The following is a 16,299-nucleotide window of genomic DNA, read 5'->3' as shown; positions in this document are numbered from 1 at the left end:
CCGGAATTGCTGCAGTGCATGGCAAGGCCCCAGGGCCTGCCGTTGTTGGGCTGGCAGGGCATTGGGCCGGTTAGAATGGCGGCGATGACCCAGACCCCCGATTTCAACGCCCTGCAGACCATCGGCTGGCCCTGGCCGGGCCCGCCGCAGCAGGCCGACTGGCAGGCCGCGATGGCCGAGCACCCGCAGGCCCGTCCGGCGCGGGTGATCGAACAGCACCGCACCCACTACGTGGTGGCCGATGGCCCGGAGGCCTCGATCAAGGCCGAGTCGCTGCCGGAATGGCAGCGCCCGCGCTTCCCCAGCCATGAACGGCCGGCGGTGGGCGATTGGGTGCTGCTGGACGGCATCCGCATCGTCGCCCTGCTGCCGCGGCGTACCGCCATCAAGCGTGGCGCGGCCGGCGAGCATTACCACCAGCAGGTGATCGCGGCCAACATCGATACGGTGTTCATCGTCTGTGGCCTGGACGCCGACTTCAACCCGCGCCGCATCGAGCGCTACCTGCTGCTGGTGGGCGGCGGCGGTGCCGAGCCGGTGGTGGTGCTGACCAAGGCCGACCAGACCGAGTACAGCGAAGACGCGCTGGCGGTGCTGGAGGAGCTGGAGATGCAGGGCATCGCGCTGCACGCGATCAATGGCCTGGATGCCGACAGCGTGTCCGTGCTGGAACCGTGGCTGGGCCCGGGTCGCACGGTGGTGCTGGTCGGTTCGTCCGGGGCCGGCAAATCCACGCTGACCAATACCCTGCTGGGTGAGCAGCGGATGAAGACGAATGCGGTGCGCGCCAACGATTCGCGCGGCCGCCACACCACCACCCACCGCGCGCTGATGCCGCTGCCGATGGGCGCGTGCCTGATCGATACGCCGGGCATGCGTGAGCTGAAGCCGACCGGCGAAGAGACGCTGGCCGAAGGCGGTTTCGCCGATATCGAAGCGTTGGCGGCGCAGTGCCGCTTCAACGACTGCATGCACCAGCAGGAACCGGGCTGCGCGGTGCGCGCGGCCATCGATGCCGGTGAGATCGAAGAGAGCCGGCTGCAGAACTACTTCAAGCTGAAGGAAGAAGTGGCGGCTGCCGCCGCCAAGCTGGCCGTGCGCCAGGCCGAGACCGCGCAGGAGCGCGGCGGCAAGAAGGGCAAGGGCCAGCAGTTCCGCCCGGCGAGCAAGAACCGCCGGCGCTGATGGGTATCGCGGGGTCGGATCCCATTGCATCGCAATGGGCTCTGAACCCTGCAACGGACCCGCCTCTGCCTGCTCCTGGCAGGTGCCAACCCTGGTTGGCACGGGTGTGTCCGAAGCCCCGCCTGCGGCGGATGCCAACCAAGGTTGGCAACTACCGGGTTCTGCTTGAAACGACCAAACCCAGGGCAGGGCGCTATAGTCCGCCCATGGAAACGACCGCGACGCTGGACCATGACGTGGCCCACCATGCGGCGCTCGACGCGCGACTGGTCGAGGCCGTGGGCGGCATCCGCCTGCTGGGGCTGACCAGTTGGCCGGCGACGGTGCAGGCACCGTTCCTGGACAGCGTGGCGCGCGGCCAGCCGGTGCTGCCGAAGGTGGACTATCCGAAACTGGACTTCAGCGAGGAACGCCGCGCGCTGGCCGCCATCGCCGCCGAATGTGATCCCAGCCATCCGTTGGGCCATTACGTGCAGCAGTCCGCGCAGAGCTGGGACCTGGCCGCGCAGCTGCTGGAAGGCTTGGGCACTGCGGCTGTCGATCGCTGTTCCGTGCAGCTGTTCGGTGCGCCGGAGCAGCCATTGCCCGGCAACGGCCCGAGCACGCGCGAAGCGGCCCGCCACTTCATCCAGATCGCCAGCGAGCTCGACAGCGAACTGCTGGCCCCGGAAGAACAGGTGCCCGTCTCCGCCATCGCCCTGCAGCTGCAGCTGCAGAACGACCTCGATGGCTTCTTCGAATCGCGGATCATCCAGGTGCAGCTGGACCCGGAGCTGGTGTCCAAGGCTGCTGCCGGCCCGACCCGCATCCGTCTGCGCACCAGTGCACGCTTCAGCGCCTACGACCGCGCGCAGCTGTTCCACCACGAAGCGCTGGTGCATTCGCTGACTGCCTTGAACGGCCGCGAACAACCGGTGCTGCCCAGCCTGGCGCTGTCCTCGCCACGGGTGACCGCCACCCAGGAAGGCCTGGCCACGTTCGCCGAGCAGATCACCGGCAGCATCGACATCGAGCGTTTGAAGCGCATCAGCCTGCGTACCGAAGCCATCGCGATGGCACGCGAAGGTGCGGATTTCATCGAGGTGTACCGCTACTTCTGCGATGCCGGGCAGAACCCGGAGGAAAGCTTCGCCTCGGCGCAGCGTGTGTTCCGCGGCGTACCACCGAGCGGCGGCCTCGCCTTCACCAAGGACACGGTGTACCTGCGCGGGCTGGTGTCGGTGCACACGTTCTTCCGCCACATGCTGGCCGAGGACCGCCTGCAGGTCTGCCGCTGGTTGTTCGCCGGCAAGATGAGCCTGACCGACGCGATCGCGTTCGCACCGTTGTTCGAGAGCGGCGTACTGAAGCCACCGCGCTGGCTGCCGCATTGGGTGAGCCGGGCCAATGGCCTGGCGGGAATGCTGGCGTTCTCGCTGTTCGCCAATCGCATACGGATGGACCAGCTGGCGCCGGAGTGAAAGGCGTTGGTGGAAGCCCCACCGAAAACGGTCGCAAAAATCAAAAACAGAACCGGGGTCAGAGCCCGTTGCCAAGCAACGGGATCCGACCCTGTGCCGACCAACGGTCGGCACCCACCAACAGCAGCAGGTTCCATCAGCGGCAGGTTCCAACAGCTCGCAGGAAACTGTCAAAGGCGGGGTGGGTCCGGTTGCGGGGGCGTGAGCCGCATGGGCCCGAGGCATGCCTCGAGCGGGTTGGGCAGGACGCCCAACCCCGGTCTTGCCGTGTGCGCAGGACAGCGCACACGAGCAAGCGGCGACCGAGCCCCCATGGACGGGTTTACGGCGTCCCCGCAAACCCACAGTGCCCCGCCATTCCACGGATAGCCGCTCTTGCTCTGGACGTTGACGTTGATTCTGCGGGTGCAGGGCGCAGCCCTGCCACCAAAACCCCACGAACGAGACGCACGTCACTGCCCGCAACACCCGCGCCACTTCGTAAAAAACATTTCATCTTCCATTCGCATAGTGGCCTCGCGCCGTGCCGAGTCGCGGCGGACTCCCCCCATGCAATGGATCCACATGCAGACCCGACACCTCACGATCGCCGTCGCGATCGCGCTTTCCGCCGCCAGCGCCCATGCCGCTGAAACCACCGATGCCACCGCCGACGCCGCGCTGAGCGCACAGACGCTCGACACCGTGTCCGTCATCGGCCAAGGCGAAACCCGCCAGGTGCAGCGCATCACCGCCGTCGACAAGCAGGTGCTGCCGCCGGGCACCAGTGGCCAGAAGATCCTCGACCGCCTGCCCGGCGTGTCGGTGCAGTCCAACGATGCCTTCGGCGCCAACGAAGAATCGCAGACCATCAGCCTGCGCGGCTTCGACAAGAGCCGTCTCGGCTACACGCTCGATGGCATTCCGCTGGGCGACAACAGCTACGGCAACTACAACGGCCTGAGCATCGCCCGCGCGCTGATTGCCGAGAACCTCGCCGGCGCCGAATTGTCGCAGGGCATCGGCTCGCTGGGCGTGGCCTCCACCAGCAACCTCGGCGGCACCATCCAGTATTTCTCGATGGACCCGTCCACCGAATTCGGCGGCCGTGCCAGCGTCACCGTCGGTGACAACAACCAGCGCCGCGGTTACCTGCGCGTGGATACCGGCGACATCAATGGCTTCTCGGCCTACGTCTCCGGCGTGCACCAGGACCAGGACATGTGGGCCGCGCCGTACCAGAACCAGACCACGCGCCAGTTCAACGCCAAGGCCGTGTGGAATGTCGGCGACCATCGCTTCGGTGCGTTCGTCGCCACCTCGCGCGCCAGCCAGGCCAACTACGCCTACCTGTCCAAGGACATGCTGGACCGCGGCCTGGGCTGGGACTGGAACATCTACGCACCGGACTGGGACCGCGCCGTCGCCGCTGCCTACTGCGCGCCGGGTACGCGTGATCCGGCCAAGTGCCAGTTCAGTGGCGGCGTCAACAGCATCGACGATGCGTACTACCAGAGCCGCGCGCTGCGTGATGACAACCTGTACTCGGTCGACGCCGACCTGCGCCTGGGCGAGCAGGGGCGCCTGAAGCTGGTGGCCTACCACCACGACAACCGTGGCCAGGGCCACTGGTGGGCGCCGGGCCAGCCGTCCTACCCGGGCACCGACCAGATGCTGCCGATCTCGATCCGCAGCACCAACTACACCATCAACCGCGACGGCCTGACCGCCGCGCTGTCGTGGCAGGTGGGCATCCACGAGCTGGAAGCCGGCCTGTGGTACGAGCAGAACGACCACAACGTGTCGCGCAATTTCTATTACATCAGCGGCCCGTTCCTGGATGATCTGTACCTGAAGAACCCGGACCGCCTGCTGTTCAACCAGGACTTCGACATCCGCACGCAGCAGTTCTACGTGCAGGACCGCATGCGCTTCCTCGACCAGCGCCTGACCGTGGACGTGGGCCTGAAGAGCCCGAACACGCGCATGCGCGCCACCGCCAAGGGCGGTGTGGAAACCAGCATCGCTTCGGGCACGCTGACCGCCAAGGAATCGGTGCTGCCGCAGGTCGGCGTGGGCTTCAAGCTCAATGCCAACAACGAGCTGTTCGCTTCGTATGCCGAGAACATCGCGGCCTTCGTTGGCGGTGGCAGCGGTGGCCCGCTGCAGGTCTCGCCGGAATCGTTCGCGGCCAGCGCCGGGCTGGAACCGGAGAAGTCCAAGAGCCTGGAAGCCGGCTTCCGTACCTTCGGTGAGAAGTACCAGGCATCGATCGCCGCGTACAACGTGACGTTCGACAACCGCCTGCTGTCGCTCAACCCGTGCTCGAGCATCGAAGTCGGCACGCGCCCGGAGTGCGTCACCCGCTTCATCAACGTGGGTTCGGTGAAGAGCCACGGTGCCGAGCTGACCTTCATCCTCAAGCCGATCGACGGCCTGCAGTGGTACAACGCGCTGTCCTGGAACAAGACCACCTACGAGGACAACTACACCTCGGGTGGCGAGATCGTGCCGGTGGCCGGCAAGATCACCGTGGACACGCCGCAGCGCATGGCGTCCAGCGAAATCAGCTGGAACCGCGATGGCTTCTTCGCCAGCCTGCGCGCCAAGTACACCGGCAAGCGCTACTACACCTACACCAACGACCAGTCGGTGCCGGGCGTGACCACCTTTGATGCGGGCGCCGGTTATGACTTCGGGCCGGGCATGGGCCTGCGCAACATCCGCGTGTCGTTGAACGCGACCAACCTGACCAACAAGCGGTATGCCGGCCAGCTGAGTTCGTTCGCACCGACCGACCCGAATGGTACGCGTTACGCCATCCATGCCAGCGCACCGCGCCAGGTGTTCATGACGGTGGCTGCGGACTTCTGACCGGCAGGGGCATGAAGCATCCACGCGTGGCGTGGCTCTACTGAAACAGTAGATCCACGCCGTGCGTGGATGGGCCTCAACCCATGTACAGCCCACCATTCACCGGGTAATCCGCACCGGTCACATACGAGGCTTCATCCGAAGCCAACCAGGCCACCAGGCCGGCCACTTCTTCCGGGCGGCCCAGGCGACGCACCGGCACCGAGGCGGCCAACCGGTCCAGCACGTCCGGCGGGAAGCTGCTGATCGCCTGGCTGGCGATGTAGCCCGGCGACAAGGTGTTCACGGTGACCCCGCGCGAAGCGACTTCAGCAGCCAGCGCACGGCTGAAACCGTGCATCGCCGCCTTCGCCGTCGCGTAGTTCACCTGGCCGATCTGGCCCTTGTGCGCGCTGACCGAGCCGATGTTGACGATGCGGCCCCAGCCACGCGTGGCCATGCCGTCGACCACCTGCTTGGTCAGGTTGAACAGCGCGTTGAGGTTGGAGGCGATCACTGCATTCCAATCTTCCACCGTCATCTGCCGGAACAGCAGGTCACGGCTGCCGCCGGAGTTGTTGACCAGCACGTCCACCTCGCCCACCTCGGCACGCACCTTGGCGAAGGCCGCCGTGGTCGAGGCCCAGTCGGTGGCGTTGCCTTCGGAGGCGATGAAGTCGAAGCCCTGTTCGCGCTGCTCGCGCAGCCAGTTGGCCTTGCGCGGCGAGTTCGGTGCGCAGCCGGCGACCACGGTGTGGCCGGAACGGGCCAGGCTCTGGCAGATGGCAGTGCCGACACTGCCCATGCCGCTGGTGACGTAAGCGATTCGAAGCGTCATTGCAGAAGGCTCCTTGGTGTCCGGATCAGGATGCGAAGGGATACAGGCCGAACAGCAGGCCGCCGACCATCAACAGCAGCGAGATGGCGATCGCCCACTTCAGGGTGAACTTCTGGTGGTCGGCGAATTCGACCTTGGCCAACCCCACCAGCAGGTAGGTGGACGGCACCAGCGGACTGAGCAGGTGCACCGGCTGCCCGGCCAGCGAGGCGCGGGCCATTTCCACCGGGGTGATGCCGTAGTTGCCGGCGGCCTCGGACAGGATCGGCAGCACGCCGAAGTAGAAGGCGTCGTTGGACATGAAGAAGGTGAACGGCATCGACGCGATGGCGGTGATGACGGCCAGGTACGGGCCCCACGATTCCGGGATGATCGCCAGGAAGCTGTGCGACATCGCCTCGACCATGCCGGTGTTGTTGAGGATGCCGGTGAAGATGCCTGCGGCGAAGATCAATGCGACCACCGACAGCACGTTGCCGGCGTGGTTGACCACGCGGCGGCGCTGCTCGGCCAGGTTCGGGTAGTTGATGACCAGGGCGATGGCGAAGCCGACCATGAACAGCACCGGCATCGGCAGCACGCCGGCGATCAGCGCGCCCATCAGGGCCAGGGTCAGTGCCAGGTTCACCCACAGCAGCTTCGGCCGCTTGATGTCCTCGGCGTCTTCCACCGACGGCAGCGCGTTGTTGTCATCGGACACGCTGTTGTCCATCCAGCTGCCACCCTGCGGCAGGGTGACCACGCCCAGGCGGCGGCGTTCCTTCATGCCCAGGTACCAGGCCAGCAGCAGCACGCCGGCACAGGCGATCACCATCGACGGGATCAGCGGCACGAACACATCGGCCGGGTCCACGTGCAGCGCGGTGGCTGCGCGTGCGGTCGGGCCGCCCCACGGGGTCAGGTTCATCACGCCGCCGGCGAGGATGGTCACGCAGGTCATGTTCAGCGCGTTCATGCCCAGGCGCTGGTACAGCGGCAGCATCGCCGAGACGGTGATCATGTAGGTGGTCGAGCCATCGCCGTCGAGCGAGATCAGCATCGCCAGCACGGCGGTGCCGAGCACGATCTTCATCGGATCGCCCTTGACGAAGCGCAGGATCACCCGCACCAGCGGGTCGAACAGGCCCGCATCGATCATCACGCCGAAGTAGAGGATGGCGAACATCAGCATCACGCCGGTCGGCGCGATCTTCTTGATGCCTTCCAGCATCATTTCATCGATGTTGGCGCCAAATCCGCCCAGCAGGGCGAAGATGATCGGGATGGTGATCAGGGCGACCAGCGGCGACAGTCGTTTGCTCATGATCAAGTACATGAACGTAATGACCATGCCAAAGCCGAGGATGCTCAGCATCATCTGCGGACTCCTTGCGTACTGCGGTTGAAGAGGGGGGAGGGGGGAGGGAGTGCGTGGCTCAGAAGTCGAACTGCAGGCGGCCGGTGACCGCGCGCGTGCGGTCCAGCGTCACCCCGGCCAGGCGGTCGCGGTTGCGGCTTTCGATCACGTCGAGCATGAAGCGCAGGTTGTCGCGCAGGTACCAGTTGCCGCCCAGCGTCCACGCAGCGGTGCTGCCGCGGCGCAGGTCCGGCGCACCATCGAGGTGCTGCGCGCCCCACATCTGGTCGTAGCGCAGCGCCACTTCGAAGGCACCGGCCTTGTGGCGGATGTCCTTGACCCGCGCGAAGCGGCCGGTCTTGCGGTCGTAGGCCTTGCTTTCGCCGGTGACGAACCAGCTGAGCATGCCGTAGGCGGCCATCACGTCGCCGCGCTGGGCGCCGTCATCGAAGGTGGCGCCACTGAATTCGCCCTGCCAGGACAGCGGGCCGCGCACCTGCGCGTATTCCAGCGACCATTTGTTCACGTCGGTATCGCGGCCGGCGGAGAAGTCGACTAGGGTCAGGCGGCTCTCGTCGGACAGGTGGCCGGCCGGGCGCGGGCGGATCTTCAGGCCCGGGGTGCCGTTGCTGCCGGGGTTGTCGTAGGCCTCATGGGCCAGCGACAGGCCCAGGTGCAGCACGTCGCCGTCGCTGGGCGAGGGTGCCCAGGTGACGCGGCCACCGGCGGCGCGGCCCTTCACCTGCCAGGCATCGATGCTTTCCAGGCTGTAGAGGCTGGCCGCCCAGGTGAAATCACCCGGATTGGCCTGCCAGGACGCGCCCAGGCGGTACAGCGGCGCCAGCGTGGTGCCGGCGTTGCCGCGTTCCAGGAAGCTGCCGTAGTTGGAGCTGGTGCGGTCATCCAGCGAGAAATACTGCTTGAACTGGCCGACCGTCAGCTTGCCGGCCTTGCCGAAGCTGCGGCTGAGGTAGACGTCCTTGGCCTCGACGCGGTCGCCGGAAAAGTCCGCTTCGGCCTTGTAGTCGACCACGAAGAACTTGCCCGACACGTCCACCCAGGCGCGGCGGATCTCGGTGTCGTCCTTGTTCGGGGTGCCACGGTCGTCGTTGTCGAACGTGGCGAAATCCAGGTGCAGGCGGCCGCCGACGGTGGCGGTGACCGGCCGGTCGTCTTCAGCAAAGGCCGGCGCGGCCAGCGCAGCCAGGGCCATCATGGCGGCGGGGCGCTGCCAGGCAAACTTCAGTTCCACAAACCCTCCCAGGTGCGCGCCGGGCGCGCGGCAATCGTGGGCACCGGATGGTGCGCGGCCGCAGTCTGGGTTGCGGTAGCTGTCATCGTCCTGTCAGCGGTTTGTGCGGTGCAGCGTAAAACGGGCCGCTGCGCTCGCCGGGCATGGCCCGGCGCTACCACCGCTACGGTGCCCCGGGATGCGTCCGCACCGCGATCCCGGTAGCGCCGGGCCGTGCCCGGCGGAAGGCATCGGCACCGTGATCCCCGGTAGCGCCGGGCCGTGCCCGGCGGAAGGCCCGCCACACGCCGCCGCGCCGCACGCGGTAGCATTCGCTTCCCCCTGCGTCCCTCCGTTGCCCGCCGATGCGCCTGCTGCTGGTCGAAGACAATCCGGATCTGGCCGATGCCATCATCCGCCGTATGCGCCGCAGCGGCCACGCGGTGGACTGGCAGGCCGACGGCCTGGCCGCCGCCAGCGTGCTGCGTTACCAGAGCTTCGACCTGGTGGTGTTGGACATCGGCCTGCCCAAGCTGGATGGCCTGCGCGTGCTGGCCGGCATGCGCGAGCGCGGCGACAGCACGCCGGTGCTGATGCTGACCGCGCGCGATGGCATCGAAGACCGCGTGCAGGCACTGGACGTCGGCGCCGACGATTACCTCGGCAAGCCCTTCGACTTCCGCGAATTCGAGGCGCGTTGCCGCGTGCTGCTGCGCCGTGCACGCGGCCAGGCCAGCGAAGTGGTGCAGGTCGGTGGCTTCCAGTTCGACAACGCCGCGCACCGCGTCAGCGTGGACGGTGAGCCGATCGAACTGCCCAACCGCGAATACCGGCTGCTGGAAATCCTGGTCGGCCGCCTCGGCCAGGTGGTTGGCAAGGACGAGATCGGCAACGGCCTGTTCGGCTTCGACGACGAAGCCGGGCCGAATGCCATCGAGCTGTACATCGGTCGCCTGAGAAAGAAGCTGGCCGGTGCGCCGCTGCGCATCACCACCGTGCGGGGTGTCGGCTACCTGCTGGAAGAAGCCGGCGACGGCAGCAGCGATGGCGATGGCTGAGGCCCGCAGCGCGGTAGCCGCGCCGGGTTCGCTGCGGCGCACCCTGCTGCTGTACCTGGGCACGCTGCTGGCGGTGTTCGCGGTGGCCCTGCTGTTTGCCGCGCGCGATTACGGCCAGCGCGCCGCCAACCGTTCCTACGACCACCTGCTGGTGTCCTCGGCGTTGTCCATCGCCGATTCGGTGGCGCTGGTCGATGGCCAATGGCAGGTGGACCTGCCGTACGCCGCGCTGGATCTGCTGGCGATGGCGGCGGAGGACCGCGTGTTCTATCGGGTGGCCGACAGCCGCGGCAACCTCATCACCGGCTATGGCGACCTGCCCGCGCCACCGCGTCGGCCGGGCACGCAGCCGCAGCTGTTCGATGCGTCCTACAGTGGCGAGACCGTGCGCTTCGTGGTGGTCAGCCGCAGTTTCGCCGCCGCGTCCGCGCAGGGCGAAGTGCAGGTGCAGGTGGGGCAGACCCGCCGTGCACGCGAGGCGCTGGCGCAGGACATGGTCAACCGCGCGTTGCTGGCCATCGGCGTGCTGTCGCTGCTGCTGCTCGCACTGGTGGCCTTCGGCGTGCACCGTGCGTTCCGTCCGCTGGTGCGGGTGGAGCGCGAACTGTCACGGCGCGAGCCGTCCGACCTGAAGCCGCTGGATGCGCGCGTGCCGCGCGAAATGGACCAGATGGTGGCCGCGCTGAACCGCTTCATGGAACGCCTGTCCAGCAGCAACGAGACGCTGCGTGCGTTCATGGCCGAGGCCGCGCACCAGATGCGCACGCCGCTGGCCGCACTGCGCGCGCAGGCGCAGCTGGCACTGGATGACGACGACCCGGACGACATGCGGCGCAGCCTGCAGGCCATCGAGCGCAATGCCACCCACATGAGCCGCCTGCTCAACCAGCTGCTCAGCGATGCCAGCGTGATCCACCGTTCCAACCTGCAGCGTTTCGCTGCCGTGGACCTGGCCGAGACCGTGCACCAGGCTCTGCACGAAGCACTGCCGCAGGCCGGTCCTGCGCCGCGCGTGCAGCTGGCGATGACCGCCGAGCTGGTGCAGGTGCACGGCGATGCGCTGCTGCTGCGCGAGGCGATCAAGAACCTGGTCGACAACGCGCTGAAGTACGGCGGTGACGGCCCGCTGCAGATCGCGCTGACCGTGGAAGGCGGGCAGGCGGTGCTGACCATCGCCGACCACGGCGCCGGCATTGCTGCGGCCGATGCCGGACGCGTGTTCGAGCGCTTCGCCCGTGGCGAGGGCGCACCGGCCGGTGGCGCCGGCCTGGGCCTGGCCATCGTCAAGCGCGTGGTCGACAGCCACGGCGGCCACATCGACCTGAGCAACCGCCCGCAGGGCGGCCTGGTCGCCACCATCCGCCTGCCCCGGAGCAGTCCATGATCCGCCTGTTCGCCACCGCCTTCGCCCTGCTGCTGGCGCTGCCGGCGCTGGCCGCGCCCGGCGATGTGCGCCGCTTCGCCGCGCAGGGCCCGGCCACCGCGCAGCTGCGCATCCACGGCAGCACCGACATCGAGGTGTTCGCGGTGGTCATCGCCGATTACCAGCGTCTGCACCCCGGCACCGAAGTGGTGTACGAGGACATCATCACCCAGGACCTGTACGCGCGTTACCTGCACGATCGCGCCGGGCCGGAGTCGCCGGACCTGCTGATTTCCAGCGGCATGGACCTGCAGACCAAGCTGGTGAACGACGGCCATGCACTGCCGCACCGCTCGGCGCAGACCGCCGCGCTGCCGGCTTGGGCGCAGTGGCGCAGCGAGGCGTTCGGCATCAGCTACGAGCCGGTGGTGATGGTCTACAACACCCGCCGCCTGCCGGCCGCCAAGGCCCCGCATACGCGGCGCCAGCTGCTGGACCTGCTGCGCGCCGAGGGCACGCCGCTGCGCGGCCGGGTCGGCACCTACGATATCGAACGCAGCAGCGTGGGCTACCTGCTGGCCACCCAGGACGCGCAGCGTGGCAGCATCGCCGGCGCGCTGCTGGGCGCGCTGGGCGACAACGCGGTGCTGCGCGAGGAGCGCACCGGCGTGCTGCTGGACAAGGTCGCCAGCGGCGAACTGTCGCTGGTCTACAACGTGCTGGGTTCGTATGCCCAGGCACGCATCGATGGCGGCGCGCCGCTGGCCATCATCGAGCCGGAGGACTACACCCTGGTGGTGCTGCGCACGGCGGTGATACCGCGTACCGGGCCGCACCCGGAAGAGGCGCGCCGCTTCCTCGATTACCTGCTGTCGCCGCGTGGCCAGCAGGTGCTCTCGCGCGAGGCACGGCTGATGCCGATCGTCACCGGCAACGCGCGCAGCGACGACGCACCCGGACGCAGCCGTCGCCCGATCCAGCTCGGCCCGGGCCTGCTGGTGTACCTGGATGCGCTGAAGCGCCGCCAGTTCCTCGATGCCTGGCGCAGCAGCGTGGAGCCGGCCGGGCGCTGACCCTGCCGGCCTGCACGTACAATGGCCCCATGAGCGAATACACCATCCTGATCGCCGATGACCACCCGCTGCTGCGTTCGGCGGTGGTGCAGTCGCTGCGGCAGAGCCTGCCGCTGGCACAGGTGCGCGAGGTGGCCAGCGCCGATGCCCTGGCCGAAGCCCTCGACGCCCAGCCCGAGGTGGACCTGGTGCTGCTGGACCTGACCATGCCCGGTGCGCACGGTTTTTCCGCGTTGCTGCACGTGCGCGGCTCGCATCCGGATATCCCGGTGGTGATCCTTTCCTCCAACGACCACCCGCGGGTGATCCGCCGCGCCCAGCAGTTCGGTGCCGCCGGTTTCATCCCCAAATCCGCCCCGGCCGAGACCATCGGCCAGGCGGTGCAGGCCGTGCTCGACGGCAGCCTGTGGTTCCCGGCGATGGCGCCGGAACGCAGCGAATCCGATGCGCTGCTGGCCGCGCGCCTGGCCCAGCTCACCCCGCAGCAGTTCCGCGTGCTGCTGTGCCTGGCCGATGGCCTGCTCAACAAGCAGATCGCCTACGAACTGGGCCTGGCCGAGAACACGGTGAAGGTGCACGTGACCGCCATCCTGAAGAAGCTCGAGTGCCACAGCCGCACCCAGGCGGCGGTGCTGGTGAAGGCGCTGGAGCCGGAAGGCGACGCCGGCGGGATCTGACCGATGCGGGCGATCCCGGCGCCGTTCTACGCCCTCATCAACACGACCCTCGGCGAGGATCCTGCGGTGGTGGTGGTCAACACGGCGCTGCGGAGCTTTGCAGGCCGGGAGGCATTCCCCTGGCATCTGCGGATCGGCATCGCCTGCAGAGAGTTGGGTGACAACGGCATGCCCACCCCGGAAGAGCTGGAGGTGGTCACGCGTCTGGAAGGTCAGCTCGAATCGAGCGTTGAGGCGGACGGCAATGCCGTTTTCCTTGCCCGCATCACCGCCCGTGGCGAGCGCGTTCTACTGTATCGGGTACACGATCCCGAAGAGGCGAATGACCGGCTGCAGGAGCTGCTCGCTGCACCCGCACAGCTGCGGGAGTGGGAGTTCCAGATGGAATACGACCTCGACTGGGCTCTGGCCCAGCCCGAACTGGACCTGCTGCTGCAGGATTCCAAGGTAAATTGAGCTACGTAGAGTCGAGCTTGCTCGACTGGTGTTTGCGGCTCCAGTCGAGCAAGCTCGACTCTACCAGGCACTGCAGCCGAACGTGGGCTCGGCTCTACAGGAAGCGGAGCATTGCAGTCGAGCAGGCTCGACGTTACCCCCGATGCCGCAACAGCATCTGCGTCATCAACGCGCGCAGCGCGGGCGGCTTCACCGGCTTGGCCACCATGCCCCAGCCCTGTTCGGCGGCATGCGCCTTCAGCGCGTCATCGCGCTCGGCAGTCACCAGGATCACCGGCGGGCGTGCCTGCCACAGCGTGCACAGCGCTTCGTACAGATCCGGCCCGTGCCATTGCCCCATGCGCACGTCCAGCAGCAGCAACTGCGGCACGTTCAGCGCGCTGGCGATTTCCAGTGCGCCGTGCGGGCCATCGGCCAGTTCCACGTTGCAGCCCCAGCGCTCCAGCAGGGCGCGGGTGGCCGCGCACACACGTGGATCATCATCGATGCTCCAGACGCGGCATTGGCGCAGCGGACTGTCGTCGGACGGTTCGGCGGCCAGCACCGGCGGCGGTGCCGGCGCGGCCACATCGTCGGCGTGCCCCAGCGCCACGCTCACCGCGAACACGCTGCCCTTGCCCAGGGTGGAGCGCAGGCTGATGCGGTGGCCGAGCAGTCGGCCGATGCGCTCGACGATGGCCAGGCCCAGGCCGGCGCCGCGTTCCTGTTCGACGCCATCGTTCAGGCGGCGGAATTCCTCGAAGATCTCGCCCTGCAGGCTTTCCGGAATGCCCGGGCCCTGGTCGTGCACTTCGATGCGCAGCTGGTCGCCCACGCGCCGGCAGCCGATCAGCACGCGCCCACGCGGGGTGTAGCGCAGCGCATTGGACAGGAAGTTCTGCAGGATGCGGCGCAGCAGGGCTTCATCGCTGACCACCACCGCGCGGGTGTCGACCCAATGCAGCTGCAGGCCACGGCTCTGCGCGGCGATGCCGAACTCGCGGGCCAGGGTTTCCAGCAGCGGCGACAGCGCGAAGGCGCGCACGCGGGTCTGCAGGGAGCCCGATTCCAGTCGCGAGATGTCCAGCAGGCTGTTGAGGATGGCGTCCTGCGCGGCCAGCGCGGCATCGACGTGCTCGCTCAGTTCGCGCGCTTCACCACTCAGTCGCGCGCGCAGCACCGAAACGAACATGCGCGCGGCATTCAGCGGCTGCAGCAGGTCGTGCACCGCCGAGGCGACGAAGCGGGTCTTGTAGCGGTTGGCCTGCACGGCCTCGCGGCGCGCTTCGTCCAGGTCATGGGTGCGCTCGGCCACGCGGTGTTCCAGCGCATCGGCCAGCGAGCGCAGTTCGCGCGCGGCGTTCTTGTAGCTGGTGATGTCCGCATAGCTGGTGACGAAGCCGCCGTCGGGCAGGGGATTGCCGCGGATCTCCAGCACCGTGCCGTCGTCCTTCTCGCTTTCGCGCATGTGCGGGCGGCCGCTGCGCAGGTGGTTCAAGCGGCGCTCGATGGCATCGTCGATCGGCCCGGGACCGAGCAGGCCGCGACGGGCGTTGAAGCGGAACAGCTCCTCGATCGGCCGGCCCACCCGCACCAGCCCCTGCGGGAAGCGGAACAGTTCGATGTAGCGCGAGTTCCACGCCACCAAGCGCAGTTCGCGGTCGATGATGACCACGCCCTGCGGCAGGTGCTCGAGGCTGCGGCTGAGCCCGCTGTCGGCATCGGTGGCAGCCTGCAGCAGGCCGTCCTGGGCGGTGCGCAGTTCCTGCGCGTGCTGCTTGAGCAGGGTTTCCAGCTCGCTGCGGCTGCGCTGGCGGTGCCGCGACAGGCGCCGGCGCTGCTGCACGAACAGCACCAGGAAGCCCAGTGCCAGCCACACGGCGGCACCGGCCATGGCCGCGGCGCGGCCCGCGCTTGAAGCACCGCCGGCATCGTGCAGCAGGTGCAGGCTCCAGTCCTCGTCGGGCAGGGGCAGGGTCTGCCACAGCATCGCCTGCGGCAGCGCCGGGTCGAGCAGGCGCACCATGCGCCCGCCATCGGCCAGTACGTCCTCGGTGCGCACGCGCAGCGGCTGCAGCGAACGGTCGGCGTACTGGCGGGCGTCGAGCATCTCGCTGCGCTCGTCGGCACCCAGCGGGCGCAGCAGGCGGTAACGCCAGGCATCGCGGTTGGCCAGGAACACCACGTCATGGTTGTCGCTGGCCAGCACCACGTCGGGGCTGCCCAGCCATTCCTGTTCCAGTGCGGACAGCTCGATCTTGATGACGATCACGCCGATGCGCTGGCCGTCGCCATCGACGATCGCCTCGGACATGAAGTAGCCGGGCACGCCGGTGGTCATGCCGATGCCGTAGAAGCGGCCACGCCCATGCGCCAGCGCCTGCTGGTAGTAGGGGCGGTAGGCGTAGTCCTCGCCGACATTGGTCGAGGGCTGGTCGAAGTTGCTGGCCGCCACGGCCACGCCATTGCGGCCGACCAGGGTGAGGGTCGAGGTGCGGGTGACCTGGTTGGCGCGCTGCAGCTTGAGGTTCAGGCGCTGCGTTGCGGCGGGTGTCAGCGGCGCGCGCAGCGCCTGCAGCAGATCCGGGTCGAGCGCCATCACCTGCGGCAGGGTGCCGAAGCGGTCAATGCGCTGCTGCAGGCCCTGGCCGTACAGCTGCAGCTGGCGCTGCACCTGGTTGCTTTCGGCAGCCAGCGCGCGGCGCCAGGCGAAGTGGCCGGCGGCGATCGCGCACAGCACGGTGCCACCGACCATCACCGCGATGGTCAGCAACAGCATCCGATGGCGGCTGAGCCAGTACATGGGCGCAG

Annotated in this window: 12 protein-coding genes; 8 read left to right on the top strand and 4 right to left on the bottom strand. The window is 68.1% G+C overall.

Features of this window, described 5'->3' with window-relative positions; all coding sequences use genetic code 11:
- The first annotated feature begins 84 nt into the window (after positions 1-84).
- The 3 genes from rsgA to IAE56_RS02690 all read left to right on the top strand — a co-directional run bounded on the left by rsgA (position 85) and on the right by IAE56_RS02690 (position 5,498).
- The gene (gene rsgA, locus IAE56_RS02700) at positions 85-1,185 is read left to right on the top strand and encodes a ribosome small subunit-dependent GTPase A (RefSeq protein ID WP_234455844.1); all 1,101 of its coding nucleotides are present in this window, start codon (positions 85-87) and stop codon (positions 1,183-1,185) included.
- Between the two features lie 206 nt (positions 1,186-1,391).
- Positions 1,392-2,645, top strand: coding sequence for a flavohemoglobin expression-modulating QEGLA motif protein (locus IAE56_RS02695; RefSeq protein ID WP_108769959.1), 1,254 nt, complete (start codon positions 1,392-1,394; stop codon positions 2,643-2,645).
- Positions 2,646-3,209: 564 nt separating this feature from the next.
- Positions 3,210-5,498 (top strand): TonB-dependent receptor, encoded by a 2,289-nt coding sequence (locus tag IAE56_RS02690; RefSeq protein ID WP_200751368.1) that lies wholly within the window; start codon positions 3,210-3,212, stop codon positions 5,496-5,498.
- A 76-nt stretch (positions 5,499-5,574) separates the two neighbouring features.
- Here the strand turns inward: IAE56_RS02690 and phbB are convergent, their stop codons facing one another.
- The 3 genes from phbB to IAE56_RS02675 form a co-directional block, all read right to left on the bottom strand.
- Entirely contained in the window at positions 5,575-6,315 is a 741-nt protein-coding gene (gene phbB / locus IAE56_RS02685; protein WP_108769957.1) for an acetoacetyl-CoA reductase, read from the bottom strand.
- Between the two features lie 25 nt (positions 6,316-6,340).
- On the bottom strand, positions 6,341-7,669 hold the full coding sequence (locus IAE56_RS02680) for a CitMHS family transporter (RefSeq protein WP_200751386.1): 1,329 nt from the start codon (positions 7,667-7,669) through the stop codon (positions 6,341-6,343).
- Positions 7,670-7,730: 61 nt separating this feature from the next.
- The gene (locus IAE56_RS02675) at positions 7,731-8,867 is read right to left on the bottom strand and encodes a porin (protein WP_164074571.1); all 1,137 of its coding nucleotides are present in this window, start codon (positions 8,865-8,867) and stop codon (positions 7,731-7,733) included.
- 380 nt (positions 8,868-9,247) lie between these two features.
- Here IAE56_RS02675 and IAE56_RS02670 point away from each other — a divergent pair, with 380 nt between their 5' ends.
- The 5 genes from IAE56_RS02670 to IAE56_RS02650 are packed head-to-tail and all read left to right on the top strand — an operon-like array spanning position 9,248 to position 13,509.
- On the top strand, positions 9,248-9,940 hold the full coding sequence (locus IAE56_RS02670; protein ID WP_108769956.1) for a response regulator transcription factor: 693 nt from the start codon (positions 9,248-9,250) through the stop codon (positions 9,938-9,940).
- Positions 9,933-11,324, top strand: coding sequence for a sensor histidine kinase (locus IAE56_RS02665; protein WP_200751367.1), 1,392 nt, complete (start codon positions 9,933-9,935; stop codon positions 11,322-11,324). The genes IAE56_RS02670 and IAE56_RS02665 overlap by 8 nt, the downstream gene beginning before the upstream one ends.
- Positions 11,321-12,376, top strand: a complete 1,056-nt coding sequence (locus IAE56_RS02660) for an ABC transporter substrate-binding protein (RefSeq protein ID WP_200751366.1) — start codon at positions 11,321-11,323, stop codon at positions 12,374-12,376. Before IAE56_RS02665 ends, IAE56_RS02660 begins: the two co-directional genes overlap by 4 nt.
- Positions 12,377-12,405: 29 nt before the next feature.
- Positions 12,406-13,053: a response regulator transcription factor gene (locus tag IAE56_RS02655; protein ID WP_079223223.1), complete on the top strand. Its 648-nt coding sequence runs from the start codon at positions 12,406-12,408 to the stop codon at positions 13,051-13,053.
- Between the two features lie 3 nt (positions 13,054-13,056).
- A complete protein-coding gene (locus IAE56_RS02650) occupies positions 13,057-13,509 on the top strand; it encodes a DUF695 domain-containing protein (protein ID WP_200751365.1) in 453 nt (150 codons plus the stop codon).
- Positions 13,510-13,642: 133 nt separating this feature from the next.
- Here IAE56_RS02650 and IAE56_RS02645 read toward each other — a convergent pair whose 3' ends face one another.
- Complete coding sequence (locus tag IAE56_RS02645) at positions 13,643-16,291, bottom strand: PAS-domain containing protein (RefSeq protein ID WP_200751364.1); 2,649 nt, start codon at positions 16,289-16,291, stop codon at positions 13,643-13,645.
- Positions 16,292-16,299: the final 8 nt, after the last annotated feature.

Source organism: Stenotrophomonas sp. S41 (assembly GCF_016624625.1).
In the GTDB taxonomy this organism is placed as follows: Bacteria; Pseudomonadota; Gammaproteobacteria; order Xanthomonadales; family Xanthomonadaceae; genus Stenotrophomonas.
Note: the sequence above shows the minus strand (reverse complement) of the source record. Positions and strands in the feature narration are given on the sequence as shown.

Excerpts from the sequence above, each read along its gene's own strand:
- IAE56_RS02680 (WP_200751386.1), bottom strand. The coding sequence starts at position 7,669 with ATGCTGAGCATCCTCGGCTTTGGCATGGTCATTACGTTCATGTACTTG.
- IAE56_RS02650 (WP_200751365.1), top strand. The coding sequence starts at position 13,057 with ATGCGGGCGATCCCGGCGCCGTTCTACGCCCTCATCAACACGACCCTC.
- IAE56_RS02690 (WP_200751368.1), top strand. The coding sequence starts at position 3,210 with ATGCAGACCCGACACCTCACGATCGCCGTCGCGATCGCGCTTTCCGCC.
- IAE56_RS02675 (WP_164074571.1), bottom strand. The coding sequence starts at position 8,867 with ATGATGGCCCTGGCTGCGCTGGCCGCGCCGGCCTTTGCTGAAGACGAC.
- IAE56_RS02660 (WP_200751366.1), top strand. The coding sequence starts at position 11,321 with ATGATCCGCCTGTTCGCCACCGCCTTCGCCCTGCTGCTGGCGCTGCCG.
- IAE56_RS02665 (WP_200751367.1), top strand. The coding sequence starts at position 9,933 with ATGGCTGAGGCCCGCAGCGCGGTAGCCGCGCCGGGTTCGCTGCGGCGC.
- phbB (WP_108769957.1), bottom strand. The coding sequence starts at position 6,315 with ATGACGCTTCGAATCGCTTACGTCACCAGCGGCATGGGCAGTGTCGGC.
- IAE56_RS02695 (WP_108769959.1), top strand. The coding sequence starts at position 1,392 with ATGGAAACGACCGCGACGCTGGACCATGACGTGGCCCACCATGCGGCG.
- IAE56_RS02645 (WP_200751364.1), bottom strand. The coding sequence starts at position 16,291 with ATGTACTGGCTCAGCCGCCATCGGATGCTGTTGCTGACCATCGCGGTG.
- IAE56_RS02670 (WP_108769956.1), top strand. The coding sequence starts at position 9,248 with ATGCGCCTGCTGCTGGTCGAAGACAATCCGGATCTGGCCGATGCCATC.
- IAE56_RS02655 (WP_079223223.1), top strand. The coding sequence starts at position 12,406 with ATGAGCGAATACACCATCCTGATCGCCGATGACCACCCGCTGCTGCGT.
- rsgA (WP_234455844.1), top strand. The coding sequence starts at position 85 with ATGACCCAGACCCCCGATTTCAACGCCCTGCAGACCATCGGCTGGCCC.